Annotated in this window: 16 protein-coding genes; 9 read left to right on the forward strand and 7 right to left on the reverse strand. The window is 70.9% G+C overall.

Translation table 11 applies throughout. The annotated features are described in order from the left end of the window. Window positions 1–43 precede the first annotated feature (43 nt). From E1B00_RS15535 to E1B00_RS04535, 3 genes are all read left to right on the forward strand, one after another. Window positions 44–319 carry a hypothetical protein gene (locus E1B00_RS15535; RefSeq protein WP_176693118.1) on the forward strand — a complete coding sequence of 92 codons (276 nt, stop codon included), beginning with the start codon at window positions 44–46 and terminating at the stop codon, window positions 317–319. After that, window positions 319–825 carry a SixA phosphatase family protein gene (locus tag E1B00_RS15540; protein WP_176693119.1) on the forward strand — a complete coding sequence of 169 codons (507 nt, stop codon included), beginning with the start codon at window positions 319–321 and terminating at the stop codon, window positions 823–825. Before E1B00_RS15535 ends, E1B00_RS15540 begins: the two co-directional genes overlap by 1 nt. Before the next feature lie 84 nt (window positions 826–909). Further along, complete coding sequence (locus E1B00_RS04535; protein ID WP_139446135.1) at window positions 910–1,770, forward strand: pirin family protein; 861 nt, start codon at window positions 910–912, stop codon at window positions 1,768–1,770. A gap of 90 nt (window positions 1,771–1,860) precedes the next feature. On the opposite strand, the gene E1B00_RS04540 is transcribed toward E1B00_RS04535, so the two are convergent. Both E1B00_RS04540 and E1B00_RS04545 read right to left on the reverse strand, forming a co-directional pair. After that, window positions 1,861–2,262: an OsmC family protein gene (locus E1B00_RS04540; RefSeq protein WP_139446137.1), complete on the reverse strand. Its 402-nt coding sequence runs from the start codon at window positions 2,260–2,262 to the stop codon at window positions 1,861–1,863. A 29-nt stretch (window positions 2,263–2,291) separates the two neighbouring features. Next, window positions 2,292–3,140 carry a pirin family protein gene (locus tag E1B00_RS04545; RefSeq protein WP_139446139.1) on the reverse strand — a complete coding sequence of 283 codons (849 nt, stop codon included), beginning with the start codon at window positions 3,138–3,140 and terminating at the stop codon, window positions 2,292–2,294. A gap of 176 nt (window positions 3,141–3,316) precedes the next feature. Here E1B00_RS04545 and E1B00_RS04550 point away from each other — a divergent pair, with 176 nt between their 5' ends. Next, a complete protein-coding gene (locus E1B00_RS04550; RefSeq protein WP_139446141.1) occupies window positions 3,317–3,937 on the forward strand; it encodes a GNAT family N-acetyltransferase in 621 nt (206 codons plus the stop codon). A gap of 76 nt (window positions 3,938–4,013) precedes the next feature. Further along, window positions 4,014–5,174 (forward strand): polyamine ABC transporter substrate-binding protein, encoded by a 1,161-nt coding sequence (locus E1B00_RS04555; protein WP_139446143.1) that lies wholly within the window; start codon window positions 4,014–4,016, stop codon window positions 5,172–5,174. Between the two features lie 63 nt (window positions 5,175–5,237). On the opposite strand, the gene E1B00_RS04560 is transcribed toward E1B00_RS04555, so the two are convergent. Continuing rightward, window positions 5,238–5,867: a class I SAM-dependent methyltransferase gene (locus E1B00_RS04560; protein WP_139446145.1), complete on the reverse strand. Its 630-nt coding sequence runs from the start codon at window positions 5,865–5,867 to the stop codon at window positions 5,238–5,240. A 91-nt stretch (window positions 5,868–5,958) separates the two neighbouring features. Here E1B00_RS04560 and E1B00_RS04565 point away from each other — a divergent pair, with 91 nt between their 5' ends. Further along, window positions 5,959–6,372 (forward strand): DUF6491 family protein, encoded by a 414-nt coding sequence (locus tag E1B00_RS04565; RefSeq protein ID WP_139446147.1) that lies wholly within the window; start codon window positions 5,959–5,961, stop codon window positions 6,370–6,372. 9 nt (window positions 6,373–6,381) lie between these two features. Here E1B00_RS04565 and rlmKL read toward each other — a convergent pair whose 3' ends face one another. Genes rlmKL through E1B00_RS04585 form a run of 4 tightly spaced genes read right to left on the reverse strand, consistent with a single transcriptional unit; the run spans window position 6,382 to window position 10,698 of the window. Then, window positions 6,382–8,523, reverse strand: a complete 2,142-nt coding sequence (gene rlmKL, locus E1B00_RS04570) for a bifunctional 23S rRNA (guanine(2069)-N(7))-methyltransferase RlmK/23S rRNA (guanine(2445)-N(2))-methyltransferase RlmL (protein ID WP_139446149.1) — start codon at window positions 8,521–8,523, stop codon at window positions 6,382–6,384. Next, complete coding sequence (locus E1B00_RS04575; protein WP_139446151.1) at window positions 8,520–9,638, reverse strand: hypothetical protein; 1,119 nt, start codon at window positions 9,636–9,638, stop codon at window positions 8,520–8,522. The genes rlmKL and E1B00_RS04575 overlap by 4 nt, the downstream gene beginning before the upstream one ends. Window positions 9,639–9,682: 44 nt before the next feature. Beyond that, on the reverse strand, window positions 9,683–10,201 hold the full coding sequence (locus E1B00_RS04580) for an alpha/beta hydrolase (protein WP_139446153.1): 519 nt from the start codon (window positions 10,199–10,201) through the stop codon (window positions 9,683–9,685). Then, window positions 10,198–10,698, reverse strand: a complete 501-nt coding sequence (locus E1B00_RS04585) for an MOSC domain-containing protein (protein WP_176693120.1) — start codon at window positions 10,696–10,698, stop codon at window positions 10,198–10,200. The genes E1B00_RS04580 and E1B00_RS04585 overlap by 4 nt, the downstream gene beginning before the upstream one ends. A 24-nt stretch (window positions 10,699–10,722) precedes the next feature. Between E1B00_RS04585 and E1B00_RS04590 the strand changes: the two genes are divergently transcribed. From E1B00_RS04590 to E1B00_RS04600, 3 genes are read left to right on the forward strand one after another with little or no spacing between them, the layout of a single operon-like run. Continuing rightward, window positions 10,723–11,313 (forward strand): N-acetylmuramoyl-L-alanine amidase, encoded by a 591-nt coding sequence (locus E1B00_RS04590; protein WP_246048467.1) that lies wholly within the window; start codon window positions 10,723–10,725, stop codon window positions 11,311–11,313. 52 nt (window positions 11,314–11,365) lie between these two features. Further along, window positions 11,366–12,247 carry an acyl-CoA thioesterase II gene (tesB, locus tag E1B00_RS04595; RefSeq protein WP_139446157.1) on the forward strand — a complete coding sequence of 294 codons (882 nt, stop codon included), beginning with the start codon at window positions 11,366–11,368 and terminating at the stop codon, window positions 12,245–12,247. Then, window positions 12,247–12,642, forward strand: coding sequence for a pathogenicity-like protein (locus tag E1B00_RS04600; RefSeq protein ID WP_139446159.1), 396 nt, complete (start codon window positions 12,247–12,249; stop codon window positions 12,640–12,642). The genes tesB and E1B00_RS04600 overlap by 1 nt, the downstream gene beginning before the upstream one ends. Window positions 12,643–12,667: the final 25 nt, after the last annotated feature.

Consider the following 12,667-nt stretch of genomic DNA (forward strand, 5'->3'; position numbering starts at 1 on the left):
CCCCGCCCCGGCTACATTGGCCGCAACGACATGGGGGCAGGCAATGAACGACGCGATTCCCACCAAGGCGCCGGTGATGGCGGGCTGGCTCACGCTCGGCGGTGCCTGGCTGCTGTTCATGATCCCGTTCCCGGGGCTGGGCATGCTGGGATGGGCCGTGAACCTGGCGGCCTTCATCCTCTCGATCATCGTGATATCGAAAGGCGAGACGGCGCACGGCATCGGCCAGCTGGTCTGCAGCCTGGTGGTTTCGCCCATCGTCTACTTCCTGGGGCTGCTGCTCTTCGTCGGGGTGCTTGGAACCCTGGAGCAGTACTGATGCGCCTCCTGCTGCTGATCCTCGCCCTGGCCCTGCCGATGAGCAGCTTCGCCCAGTCCAGCACGGTCGTGATCGTGGTCCGCCACGCCGAGAAGGCCACGGACGATCCCCGCGACCCGAGCCTGAGCGACGCCGGCCAGGCCCGGGCCCAGGCGCTGGCGAAGGCGCTGGAACACGCCGGCCTCGACGCTGCCTACAGCACCCAGTACCGGCGCACGCGCCTGACCGCCGAACCGGCCGCAAAGGCCGCCGGCCTCGAGGTGCAGGTGCGCCCGATCGATGGCGGCAATGCCGCCACCTATGCCGCGGACCTGGCGCGCGACCTGCGCGCCCTGCCCGCCGGCAGCACCGCGCTGGTGGTCGGGCATAGCAACACCGTGCCGGACCTGGTGCAGGCGATCTCCGGCCAGGCCGCGGCGCCGATGCCGGAAACCGAATTCGACCGCTATACCGTCATCACGCTCGACGCCGACGGCCAGGCGCGGGTCAGCACCAGCCGCTACTGATCCGCAACGAAGGATTGTCCGGCGCGGTCTTCCCGGCCGTGGCGCGCGTGGCATCCTAGCGGCCAGTCGCCACCGGAGACCGCCATGCCCCTGTCCATCCCCCCGCGCACGCACGACCTGGGCGGCGGTTTCACCGTCAAACGCCTGCTGCCGCACCTGAAGGCGCGCACCGTCGGCCCCTTCGTGTTCTTCGACCACATCGGGCCCGCCGACCTGGGCCCCGACCAGGGCCTGGAGGTGCGGCCACACCCGCACATCGGCCTGGCCACCGTCACCTACCTGTGGGAGGGCGCGATCATGCACCGCGACAGTGTCGGCTCGGTGCAGGAGATCAATCCCGGCGACGTGAACTGGATGACCGCGGGCCGCGGCATCGTGCATTCCGAGCGCACGCCCGAGCGCCTGCGCGGCAAGCCCCAGCGCATGCACGGCCTGCAGACCTGGGTGGCGCTGCCGCAGGCGCACGAAGAGGACGCTCCGTCGTTCGCGCACCACCCCAAGGCCACGCTGCCCGTGGTCGAACTGCCCGGCGCGACGCTCACCGTCGTCGCCGGCCATGCCTTCGGCGAACGCGCGCCGGTTTCGGTGCTGATGGACACGCTGTACGTTTCGATCGACCTGCAGGCCGGCTGCGCCCTGCCGATTCCGGTCGAACACGCCGAACGCGCGCTCTATCCGGTCTCGGGCGAGCTCGAGCTCGACGGCGAAGCCCTGCCCCTGGAGCACCTGGCCGTGCTCGACCCCGGCAGCGAGCCGCTGCTGCGCGCGAAGACCGATGCGCGGGTGATGCTGCTCGGCGGCGCCCCGCTCGACGGCCATCGCCACGTCTGGTGGAACTTCGTGTCGAGCTCGCGCGAGCGCATCGAGCAGGCCAAGGCCGACTGGCGCGAAGGCCGCATCGGCCAGGTGCCCGGCGAAACGGAGTTCATTCCCCTGCCCGATTGAACCCGGCGAAACCAGGCCGAGTTCCGCGAAGCCCGCCCGGCACCGTGGCAAGAGAAGGCCGGGTCTCCCCGGCCTTTTTCGTTCCCCCGCTCAGACCAGCGTGGTCGGAATCTCGACGGGCCCGGTGAGTATCTTGTGCACCGGGCAGGCATTGGCGATCTGCAGCAGCCGTTCGCGCTGCCCGCTGTCGAGCTTTCCGCGCAGTTCGACCTGGCGCGTGATCACGGTCTTGTCCTTGCCGCGTTCGGCGTAACCGAGCTTCACTTCGACGCCCTCCAGCGGCCACTGCTTGCGCTCGGCGTACATGCGCAGGGTGATCGCCGTGCAGGCACCGAGCGCGCTGAGCAGGATCTCGTCCGGGGCGGGGCCGGTGTCGCCGCCGCCCAGGTCGACCGGTTCGTCGGCCACGGTGTGGTGGTGGCCGACGACCAGCTGGGTCGCATAGGACGGATAAGTGGCACCGATGCGGACGGTGACGGGACGGGCGGCCATGGGCTTCTCCTGTTGCGGGGACGACGGGCTCAGAAACGCCCGGCCTGGAAGTCTTCGAAGGCCTGGCGCAGCTCGGCCTGGGTGTTCATCACGAAGGGGCCGTAACGCGCCACCGGTTCGCGCAGCGGCCGGCCGGCGACCAGGATCAGGCGGGTAAGGGCCTCGCGGCCTTCCACCACGATGCGTTCGCCCGGTCCGAATACCGCCAGCTCCTGCGTCGCCACGGTCGCCGCGTCCTGGCCCTCGCCGAAACGCACGCCGCCCTCGTACACATAGGCGAAGGCGGTGTGGCCTTCCGGCAGCGGGTGTTCGTAGCGCGCGCCGGCGGCGATGCGCAGGTCGAGGTAGGTCGGGTCGGTGGCGGGCTGGACGATCGGGCCGACGGTGTCGCCGACCTGGCCGGCGATCACCTTGGCACGCACGCCCGGCGCGGCGTCCGTTTCCGGAAAACGCTCGGGACCGTACTCCTGGTATTTCGGCGCGGTCATCTTCTCGCCCGAGGGCAGGTTCACCCACAGCTGGAAGCCGCGCATCCGGCCCTGCTCCTGCTCGGGCATCTCGGAGTGCACGATGCCGCGGCCCGCGGTCATCCACTGCACGCTGCCGGGCACCAGCACGCCTTCGTTGCCGTGGTTGTCCTTGTGGCGCATGCGGCCGTCGAGCATGTAGGTCACCGTCTCGAAGCCGCGGTGCGGATGCGAGGGGAAGCCGGCGAGGTAATCCTCGGGCCGGTCGGTGCCGAATTCGTCGAGCAGCAGGAAGGGGTCGAGGTCGGGCAGCTGCGGCGTGCCGATGACGCGGGTCAGGCGCACGCCGGCGCCATCGCTGGCGGCCTGGCCGCGCAGCTTGCGGACGACGGGACGGATCGAGGTGGACATGGTGGCCTCCTGGGTTGGCGGCGCCGTGGCGCCATGGCCATAAAGTAGGGCCGCACCGCCGGGACCACAGCCCCGGGCCCGCAACGCAGGGTTGCATGCTGCCCGGGACGATGCCACCGCAGGCCGCCCGGACGGCCTTTTGCCGTTTTGTCCGATGACTCCCCCTGATCGCGGCCATGGCCCTCAATACCGTCTCCCACCTGCGCCGCCGACGCACCGACCAGGCCCTGCCGCCTTCGGTCACCGGCGAACGCCTGCCCACCCTGGTCGCACCGCGGCTGCAGCTGCGCTGGCTCGAAGCCTGCGACCTGGACGATCTGTACCGGGTGTTCTCCGACAGCGACGTGACCCGTTTCTGGAGCCATCGCGCCTGGCCGCATCGCGACGAGGCCGAGATCTATCTCGAGGCGATCCAGCGCGGCTTCGACCAGGGCAACCTGTTCCAGTGGGGCATCGCCCTTCGCGGCGACGACCGGATCATCGGCACCGCCACCCTCTACGCGATCGACCATGCCCAGGGCCGGGCCGAACTCGGTTTCGCACTCGCGCGCGACCACTGGGGCCGGCGCTACGCGCGCGAGGCGCTGACGGTGCTGTTCGACCACGCGTTCGGGGCACTGGACCTGCGCCGCATCGAGGCCGACGTGGATCCGCGCAACCAGCCGTCGCTGCGCACGCTCGAGGCGCTGGGCTTCCGGCGCGAGGGCTATCTGCGCCAGCGCTGGCGGGTCGCCGGCGAGCTCCAGGACAGCGTGCTGATGGGGCTGCTGGCCGGCGACTGGCCCGGCACGGCCTGACCACGGCGACTCCCACGCGCGTTGACAGCCCCGGAGGGCGCGCCGAACATGGCAGGCCCGTCCCCTGGAGCCCGCCATGAGCCCGACCACGACCCTGCGCGCGAGCCTGCTCGCCACCGCCCTGCTCCTGGCCGCCTGCGGCGGCTCGCCCGAACCGGCCGGCGACCCCAGCGGCGACACCACGGCGCCGCCTGCCGCGGCCGGCGAGGAGAAGGTCGTCTACGTCTACAACTGGTCCGACTACATCGCCGAGGACACGCTCGCCAACTTCGAGAAGGCGACCGGCATCAAGGTCGTCTACGACGTCTACGACGGCAACGAGATCCTCGAGACCAAGCTGATGACCGGCGCCTCCGGTTATGACGTCGTCTTTCCCTCGGCCCGTCCGTTCGCCCAGCGCCATATCGTCGCCGGCGTGTACGCGCCGCTGGACAAGGCGAAGCTGACGAACCTGGGCAACCTCGACGCGGACCTGCTCAAGTCGCTCGAGGACGTCGATCCCGGCAACTCCCACACCCTGCCCTACATGTGGGGCACCACCGGCCTGGGCATCAACGTGGCCAAGGTGAAGGAGGCGCTGGGCGAGGACGTGGCGCTCGACTCCTGGGCCCTGCTGTTCGACCCGGCCAACGCCGAGAAGCTGGCCGCCTGCGGCATCGCCGTGCTCGACGACGAGCAGGAAGCCTTCGCCGCCGCCCTGATCCACGCCGGCCGCGACCCCAACGCCACCGGCGGCGACGAGACCCAGGCGGTGGTCGACGCCTACGCCAGGATCCGCCCGCACATCCGCTACTTCCACTCCTCCAAGTACATCGACGACCTGGCCAATGGCGATGTCTGCCTGGCGATGGGCTACTCCGGCGACGTGTTCATGGCCGGCGACCGCGCCGAGGAGGCCGAGAACGGCATGGAGATCCGCTACATCATCCCGAAGGAAGGCGCGCTGCGCTGGGTGGACCTGATCGCGATCCCGAAGGACAGCAAGCACCCCGACAACGCCCACGCCTTCATCAACTTCCTGCTGCAGCCGGACGTGGCGGCGGGCATCACCAACTACGTGGCCTACGGCAGCCCGAACACCGCGGCGACCGCCCTGGTGGATCCGGAGATTTCCGGCGACCCCGCGATCTACCCGCCCGCCGAGGTGATGGCCAAGCTGGTGGACCCGGCGACCTTCCCGCCCGAGGTCACCCGCGAACGCGTGCGCGCCTGGACCACGATCAAGACCGGGCGCTGAACCCGGCTCGGAACGAAGAAGGCGCCCCGCGGGGCGCCTTCTTCGTTCCGGCTCGCGAATCGCTCAGCGCATCGACCGCGGGGCGATCGCCTTCGAGACCCGCCGCGAGTACACGTACACCGTCGCCGGCGGCACGTTCCACCAGGTGAAGCTGCCGCGGCGGGCGTTGAGGTCCAGCGATTCGATCACCTCGCGCGCCACCGGATTGGCCGGGCCGTAGGTGAACTGGACGAAGCGCCCCTGCGGCTGCATGGCGTCGAAGGCGGCGCCGAGGATGGCCTGCTGGGTCGCCTTGGGCATCGACAGCAGGCCCAGGCCGGAGATCACCGCGTCGGCCGGCGCGTCCGGACCGAAACCCCGGGCCAGGGCGACCTCGGCCAGGTCGCGGGCATCGGCGCAGGCCACCTGCACGGTCGGGAAATGTTTCTGCAGGTGCTGGTGCAGCTCTTCGTTGAGTTCGAGCACCAGCAGGTCGGCCGGCGCGATGCCGTGGTCGAGCAGGGCCTGGGTGAATACGCCGGTGCCGCCGCCAAGTTCGATCACGCGCTTCGCGCCGCGCGGCAGCTCGGACATCATCTGGCGCGCCAGCTGCGGGCTCGAGGGCGAGATGGCGGCGACGCCCAGCGGGTTCTTCAGCCACTGCCGGAAGAAAGTCCAACCCAGGGTCAACGCGTTGTGGCTGCTGCGGTTCATGGCCACAGCATAATGCCCCGGGCGATGTTTCGCGCGGGTTAAGGCCTTCGGCGCAAGACTGGCGTCCCCGTCCCGACCGAGGCCCGCCGCCATGCGCATTTCCCCGATCCTGTTCAGCCTTATGGCACTGGTGCCGCTGACTCCGGCGGTGGCCGGGGAATCCGGCGCGCCGGCGCCCCGCGATGCGCTGCGCGGCGCCGACTGTCTCGACCCCTCGTCGGCGCGCACCTGGGACTATGTGTCGGGCGACGAGCTGCTGGTGGACGCCGGCCGTCGCAAGTACCGCGTGCACCTGGCCGAACACTGCACCGAACTGGGGCACGGATCGGTGATCGCCTTCAAGGGCGACCATGTGAGCAGCCGCGTCTGCGGCAACGTCGGCGAAGAAGTCCGGGTCGGGCGCATGAGTTGCCGGATCGAACGCCTGGAGCTGATCGACGCCGAGGCTTACCGCGAGGCCACGACCGGCAAGCAGGGCTCGGTGTCGGCTAGCGTGTCGGACTGAATCCGCGGCTCAGGCCCGCCGCAGCTCCCAGCAGCGGTGGATGCGCGGATTGCGCTCGAAGTCGGGATCGATCGTGCGCGGGCTGATCTCGGTGCAGGTCGCGAACTCGGCGATCGCCGCCTCGTCCAGGCGGAAGCGCCGGAAGTTGTTCGAGAACAGCAGCAGCCCGCCCGGCGCCAGCCGGGCCATGGCCGCGCGCAGCAGGCGCACATGGTCGCGCTGGGTGTCGAAGTCCTCGGCGCGCGCCGAGTTCGAGAAGGTGGGTGGATCGCAGAAGATCAGGTCGTACTGGCCGCGGTCCGCCTCCAGCCAGGCCATGGCGTCGGCCTGCACCAGCCGGTGCTGCCGGCCGGTGGCGCCATTGAGCGCGAGGTTGCGGCCGGCCCACTCCAGGTAGGTGCCCGACAGGTCCACGCTGGTGGTTTCCGCCGCGCCGCCGGCCGCCGCATGCACGCTGGCCGCGCCGGTGTAGGCGAACAGGTTGAGCAGGCGCTTGCCGGCCGCTTCGCGGCCGATGCGCAGGCGTACCGGCCGGTGGTCGAGGAACAGCCCGGTGTCGAGATAGTCGAACAGGTTCACCTGCAGGCGCGCCCCGCCCTCGCGCACGACGAAAAACTCGCCGCGCTTGTCCAAACGTCCGTACTTGCTGCCGCCCTTGCCGCGAGCACGCGTCTTGATGGCGACCTGGGCCGGCGGCACCGCGAACACTTCGCGCGTGGCGTCCAGCAGTTCGCCGAACCGGCGGCGCGAGTCGGCCTCGGGGATGCTCGATGGCGCCTCGTATTCCTGCACGTGCACGAACTCGCGCGCTTCGCCGCCGTCCTCGCGATAGACGTCGATGGCCGCGGAATACTCCGGCAGGTCGGCGTCGTAGACGCGGTAGCAGCTGATGCCTTCGCGTTCGCGCCAGGACTTGAAGCGCTTGAGGTTCTTGCGCAGCCGGTTGGCGACCATCTGCGCGCCGTCCGACAGCGGTTTGGCCTCGCGCGGTTCGCGCGCGGGTGGCTGCACCGGGTCGCACAGCAGCAGCGAACATTCGATCGCGCCGTTGAAGAAGGCATAGCGTTTGGCCGCGCGCAGGCCCGTGGCCTGGCCCAGCTCGTCCGAGCCGCACAGCAGCACCGCGCGCCATTCCGGCACAGCGCGGCGCAGCGCATCGCCGAGCTCGCGGTAAAGCGCCGGGTCGGCGGCGAGGCGGGCGTCGTAGGGCGGATTGCAGGCGACCAGGCCGCGTGCGGGGCCCGGCGCCTTCAGTGCGGACGCGGGTGCGCGGTCGAAGCGGATGAGTTCGCCGACGCCGGCGCGGTCGGCATTGGCCTGCGCCGCATGCAGGGCGGCCGGGTCGAGGTCGGCGCCGAAGAACACCGGCGTGAGCGCCGCCCGTCCGGCCTCGGCGCGCTGCCGCGCCTCCAGTTCCACCTGGTTCCAGAGCGATTCGTCGAAGCCGCGCCAGCGCGTCGGCAGCGCACCCTGCAGGCGCTGCAGGCCCGGCGCCGCATCCGCCGCCATCAATGCCCCCTCGATCAGCAGGGTGCCGCTGCCGCACATCGGGTCGAGCAGCGCGCCGCCTTCGGCGTAAAGCTTCGGCCAGCCGCCGCGCAGCAGCATCGCCGCGGCCAGATTCTCCTTCAGCGGCGCCTCGCCCTGCGACTGGCGCCAGCCGCGCCGGTGCAGCGGGCCGCCGCCGACGTCCACCGAGACGATGGCCTTGCCCTTGCGGACGACCAGGCTCAGGCGCAGGTCGGGGTGTTCGGTGTCGACCGACGGCCGCACGCCGTGGGCGGCGCGCAGGCGGTCGACGATGGCGTCCTTCACGCGCTGGGCGGCGTAACGTTCGTGCGTCAGCGCCGGGCCGGACACGTGCGCGTCCACCGCCAGCGTGCCCTCGGGGTCCAGGTGCGCGCCCCAGTCGATGGCGTGCACGCCCTGGTAGAGGTCGTACTCATTGGCGCAGTCGAATTCGGCCAGCGGCCAAAGCACGCGGCTGGCCAGGCGCGAGAACATCACGGCGCGATAGGCCGCTTCCGGTTCACCGACGGCATTGGCGCCGGCCAGCGCGGCGGTCGCCCTGGCGGCGCCCAGGGCGAGGAGCTCGTCGGCCAGAAGATATTCAAGCCCCTTGGCGCAGGCGACGAAAAACGAAGCGGTCATGGAATCTCCCGGCCCAGGGCCTGCAGTATCGTTCGGCCGGCGCGGATGACCGCGGGCTTGGCCCGCGCCCGCGATGCGGCGATTTCCTGCCGCGAACCGAGACGCCGGCAGGGGCCGGACCGGTCGCCGCGGGAGAACTGGTCGAGCATCGCGGTGCCGTAAGCCGGTGAATAGTGGCTGGCGTCCAGCCACCAGTGCATGCGGGCGCGCTTGTCGCCTTTCGCGGGAACCGCTTCGGCGTTCAAGGGCGTATTGCCCGTGCAGTCCCAGGCGGCCACACCGGGCCGGACCAGATCCGCCATAGCCTGCAGTCCCGCGGTGGTCCGGTCGTAGACGCGGTCCCGGTCTTCGCCTGCGGCGTAGACCACCGCATGGGTCGGCTCGGCGACCAGCAGCAACTCGGTTCCGGCCGGGATCTCTGCCACCAGCGACGCGAGCAGGGCACGGTTGCCCTCCAGCACGCCATCGACCGCCGGATGGCGGAACAGGTGAACCAGGGTCGCGCGGAACAGGCCGTAATGTCCGAACCGGCGCAGGCCGTGCTCGGCCCACTCCGGGCCGCGCTGGCCGTCCGGCGCGAATCGCCGCCCCGCACCGCGATACTCGCCGGGCGCGGCGATCGCCTGCAGGCTGCGCCAGGCCAGTTGCGGCGACGCCAGCAGTACCCCGCCACGCAGCACGTGCCAGAGTCGCCACGGCATCGCTTCGGGCCAGGCCTCCACGCGCTGCAGGCCGCCGCGTGCCCGCAGGTGGAAGTCGCCGTACGCATTGACGACCAGCAGCACCCGCCGAGGCGGTGACACCCGCAGCGCATGCCTCAGCAGCTGGCCGGCTTCCGCCAGGGTGCCACCGGACAGGGCGGCGTTGTAGCCACCCGGCGCCAACAGCGCATGGTCGGGATCGAAGGCCAGCTCCGCGCGCGAGCTGCCCAGGACCAGGGTCGCCGGCTGGCGCGTCGCGATGATCATCGGCTTCGCGGTGCGGGCATGCGCGGCAAAGTGCAGCCGCGTGCCGCTGTCGAGCACGGAAGCACCGTCGCGGTAAAGGAAGATCGGATTGACCGCGTAGTTGAGCAGGGCGCAGGCCGCCGCCAGCCCCAGCGTCGACAGCAGCATCAGACGGATCGGACGGCGCCACCGGCCGCGTGCGGGCGCAGCGGTCATCCCAGCATCTGCAGGAAGCGGCCGAACTCTTCGGCGCAGAACTCCACGTGCGCGGCCAGGCGGTGGCTGTCGGGCACCATCACCAGGGTGTCCTGGCGGCGCTGCGCCCAGCGCACCACGTCCATCGCGGGAATCAGTTCGTCCTCCCAGCCGTGCACGATGCGCGTCGGCACCATCGCGGCCTTGAGGTAACGCGGCGTGGTTTCCAGCGCGATCGGCGGCGCCATCAGGAACAGCCCCGCCACCGGCACCTCGCGCGACACGTGCGCGGAAACGTAGGCGCCCATGCTCGAGCCGGCCAGGACCAGCGGCTTGCGGGTGCTGGCGTGCGCGCGAGCCCCCAGGCGCAGGATGCGGCCGGCGACGTCGCCCAGCGGGCCGAGCACGTCCAGGTCGCGGTAGTCGGGGCGTTCGTGGGTCCAGCCCAGCTGGCCCGCGACCCGGGCCAGTGCCGTCGCCTTGCTGGCGTCCGGGCCGCTGTCGAGGCCGTGGGAGATGATGACGTGGCCGCTCATGCGGCCGCCACCGGCTGCACGCTGTCGCCGACGGCGATCATGCCGCCCTCGAGGATGCGCGCGCACAGGCCGCCATGGCCGCGCATCGCGTTGTAGCCGCCCGGGCCCAGCGCCGCTTCCATGCGCGAACACGGATCGCAGTCGTCGGTGCCCTCGAACAGGGCCTGGCCGATGCGGAAGCGCCGGCCCTTGAGCGCGACCAACGGGATGCCCGACACCACCACGTTGCGCCGGAGCAGAGCCGGGGCGACGGAATCGTGGCCACTGAGCGCCGCGATCACCGGCAGATGCTCGGCCTGGATCAGCGTGATCCCGCGCTTGCCGCTGCCGCTGGCGTAACGGTCGCCGACCAGGCCCCGGCCCGCGATCGCCTCGACCCCGGCCACGGCCCGCATGGCCACGTCGCGGGCCGGGCGCAGCCCGATCCACTGCACCTGGCCGGGACGCGGCAGCGTGGCCATCAGGGCACCGAGCGCGGAGTCGGCGGGAAGGGGCATCAGAAGGCTCCGGAAAGGCCGCGAATGTTAGCATGGGCCATGACCCCGGACCTGCCGCCAGACCCCGTGATCAACGCCTGGCCGCTGCCCTACGAGCAGCGGCTCGAGGCGCGTCCCCTGGCGAACGTCGACCTGGTCGTCATCCACTGCACCGAGCTGCCCGACCTGGCACTGGCCCGCGAGTTCGGCGAACGCGAGATCTACGGCAGCCGCACCGGCAACAGCGGCCATTACTACATCGACCGCGACGGCAGCATCCACGTGTTCGTGGCGCCCGAGCGCGTGGCGCACCACACCAAGGGTTACAACGAACGTTCGATCGGCATCGAGCTGGTGAACGCGGGCCGCTATCCCGACTGGCTCGATTCGCGCCGACAGGCCATGGACGAGCCCTATACCGACGCGCAGGTGGCCGCGCTGCTGGCCCTGCTCGCGCGCCTGCGCCGGGACATCCCGAGCCTCGAGTTCATCGCCGGCCACGAGGACCTGGACCAGGACCGGGTCCCGTCCAGCGACAACCTGCACCAGCTGGTGTTCCGCAAACGCGATCCGGGCCCGCGTTTTCCCTGGTCGCGCGTGCTCGACGCCGTGGCGCTGGAGCGGATCCGGCCCTGACCCCGGCTGCGGTCGCGGCGGCTATAATCCGCGGCGTCCCTCCGGAGTTCCCATGACCGCACCCGTCGTCGCCGAACTGGTCGACCTGCTACGCCTCGAGCGCCTCGAGGACAACCTGTTCCGCGGCCAGAGCCGCGACATCGGCACCAAGTACGTGTTCGGCGGGCAGGTGCTGGGCCAGGCCCTTTCGGCGGCCCAGCAGACCGTGGACGCGGCGCGGCACGTTCACTCGATCCACGCCTACTTCCTGCGCGCTGGCGACGTCGAGCACCCGATCGTCTACGACGTGGACCGCTCGCGCGACGGCAACAGCTTCTCGGTGCGGCGCGTCACGGCGATCCAGCACGGCAAGCCGATCTTCGTGTTCGCATCCTCGTTCCAGGACCCGGAACCGGGCAACGAGCACCAGCTGTCGATGCCGGAAGTTCCGCGCCCCGAGGACATCGAGCCGGTGCCGGCACCCTCGCCCGAACAGCTCGCCCAACTGCCGGCCAAGGCCCAGCGCTGGCTGTCGCGCATGGGGCCGTTCGAGATCCGCCCGGTCTACCCGCGCGACGAAGTGCGGCCGCCCAAGCGCCCGCCCTTCCAGCAGGTGTGGTTCCGCCTCAGCGGCGAAGTCGGCGATTCGCCGGTGCTGCACCAGGCGCTGCTGGCCTACGCCTCCGATTTCCACCTGCTGGGTACCGCGACCTTCCCGCACGGCATCAGCTACTACCAGCCGAACGTGCAGATGGCCTCGCTCGACCACGCGATGTGGTTCCACCGCCCCTTCCGCGCCGACGACTGGTTGCTGTATTCGCTCGACAGCCCCAGCGCCCAGGGCGCGCGCGGCCTGTCACGCGGCATGATCTACACGCGCGACGGCAAGCTGGTGGCCTCCACGGCGCAGGAAGGCCTGATCCGCGTGCTGCCCGAAAGCCCGGAGGCCCGCTGATGCGCCAGGTCTTCACGTCCGTGCGGCTCGAGAACGTCGAAAACGTCGAGCGACTGCTCAACGAGGCCGGCATCGCCACCAAGATCACCGGCGGCCGCAGCTGGAAGGGCGTCAGCCGGCGCGAATTCAGCTACAGCAACAAGAACCACGACCCGAGCCAGCAGCCGGCGCTGTGGGTGATCAAGCCCGACGACTTCAAGCCGGCGCGCGAGATCCTTCACGCCGCGGGCCTGCTGGAAGCCACCCGCGACAACTCCTACCTGCCCGGGAACCTGAGCTTCCGGGAGGCGCCCGCGACCAGCCCGACGGCCCGCGTGTCGCGCCTGCGGATGGCGCTCCTGTTCATCGTCGTGATCGTCGCCGGCGGTCTGCTGCTGCGCTCGCTGATGTCCTGAACGGCACCGCCGCCGCGCCTTGAGA

Source organism: Arenimonas terrae (assembly GCF_006265115.1).
Classification (GTDB): Bacteria; Pseudomonadota; Gammaproteobacteria; order Xanthomonadales; family Xanthomonadaceae; genus Arenimonas; species Arenimonas terrae.

Excerpts from the sequence above, each read along its gene's own strand:
- E1B00_RS15535 (WP_176693118.1), top strand. The coding sequence starts at position 44 with ATGAACGACGCGATTCCCACCAAGGCGCCGGTGATGGCGGGCTGGCTC.
- E1B00_RS15540 (WP_176693119.1), top strand. The coding sequence starts at position 319 with ATGCGCCTCCTGCTGCTGATCCTCGCCCTGGCCCTGCCGATGAGCAGC.
- E1B00_RS04535 (WP_139446135.1), top strand. The coding sequence starts at position 910 with ATGCCCCTGTCCATCCCCCCGCGCACGCACGACCTGGGCGGCGGTTTC.
- E1B00_RS04540 (WP_139446137.1), bottom strand. The coding sequence starts at position 2,262 with ATGGCCGCCCGTCCCGTCACCGTCCGCATCGGTGCCACTTATCCGTCC.
- E1B00_RS04545 (WP_139446139.1), bottom strand. The coding sequence starts at position 3,140 with ATGTCCACCTCGATCCGTCCCGTCGTCCGCAAGCTGCGCGGCCAGGCC.
- E1B00_RS04550 (WP_139446141.1), top strand. The coding sequence starts at position 3,317 with ATGGCCCTCAATACCGTCTCCCACCTGCGCCGCCGACGCACCGACCAG.
- E1B00_RS04555 (WP_139446143.1), top strand. The coding sequence starts at position 4,014 with ATGAGCCCGACCACGACCCTGCGCGCGAGCCTGCTCGCCACCGCCCTG.
- E1B00_RS04560 (WP_139446145.1), bottom strand. The coding sequence starts at position 5,867 with ATGAACCGCAGCAGCCACAACGCGTTGACCCTGGGTTGGACTTTCTTC.
- E1B00_RS04565 (WP_139446147.1), top strand. The coding sequence starts at position 5,959 with ATGCGCATTTCCCCGATCCTGTTCAGCCTTATGGCACTGGTGCCGCTG.
- rlmKL (WP_139446149.1), bottom strand. The coding sequence starts at position 8,523 with ATGACCGCTTCGTTTTTCGTCGCCTGCGCCAAGGGGCTTGAATATCTT.
- E1B00_RS04575 (WP_139446151.1), bottom strand. The coding sequence starts at position 9,638 with ATGCTGCTGTCGACGCTGGGGCTGGCGGCGGCCTGCGCCCTGCTCAAC.
- E1B00_RS04580 (WP_139446153.1), bottom strand. The coding sequence starts at position 10,201 with ATGAGCGGCCACGTCATCATCTCCCACGGCCTCGACAGCGGCCCGGAC.
- E1B00_RS04585 (WP_176693120.1), bottom strand. The coding sequence starts at position 10,698 with ATGCCCCTTCCCGCCGACTCCGCGCTCGGTGCCCTGATGGCCACGCTG.
- E1B00_RS04590 (WP_246048467.1), top strand. The coding sequence starts at position 10,723 with ATGTTAGCATGGGCCATGACCCCGGACCTGCCGCCAGACCCCGTGATC.
- tesB (WP_139446157.1), top strand. The coding sequence starts at position 11,366 with ATGACCGCACCCGTCGTCGCCGAACTGGTCGACCTGCTACGCCTCGAG.
- E1B00_RS04600 (WP_139446159.1), top strand. The coding sequence starts at position 12,247 with ATGCGCCAGGTCTTCACGTCCGTGCGGCTCGAGAACGTCGAAAACGTC.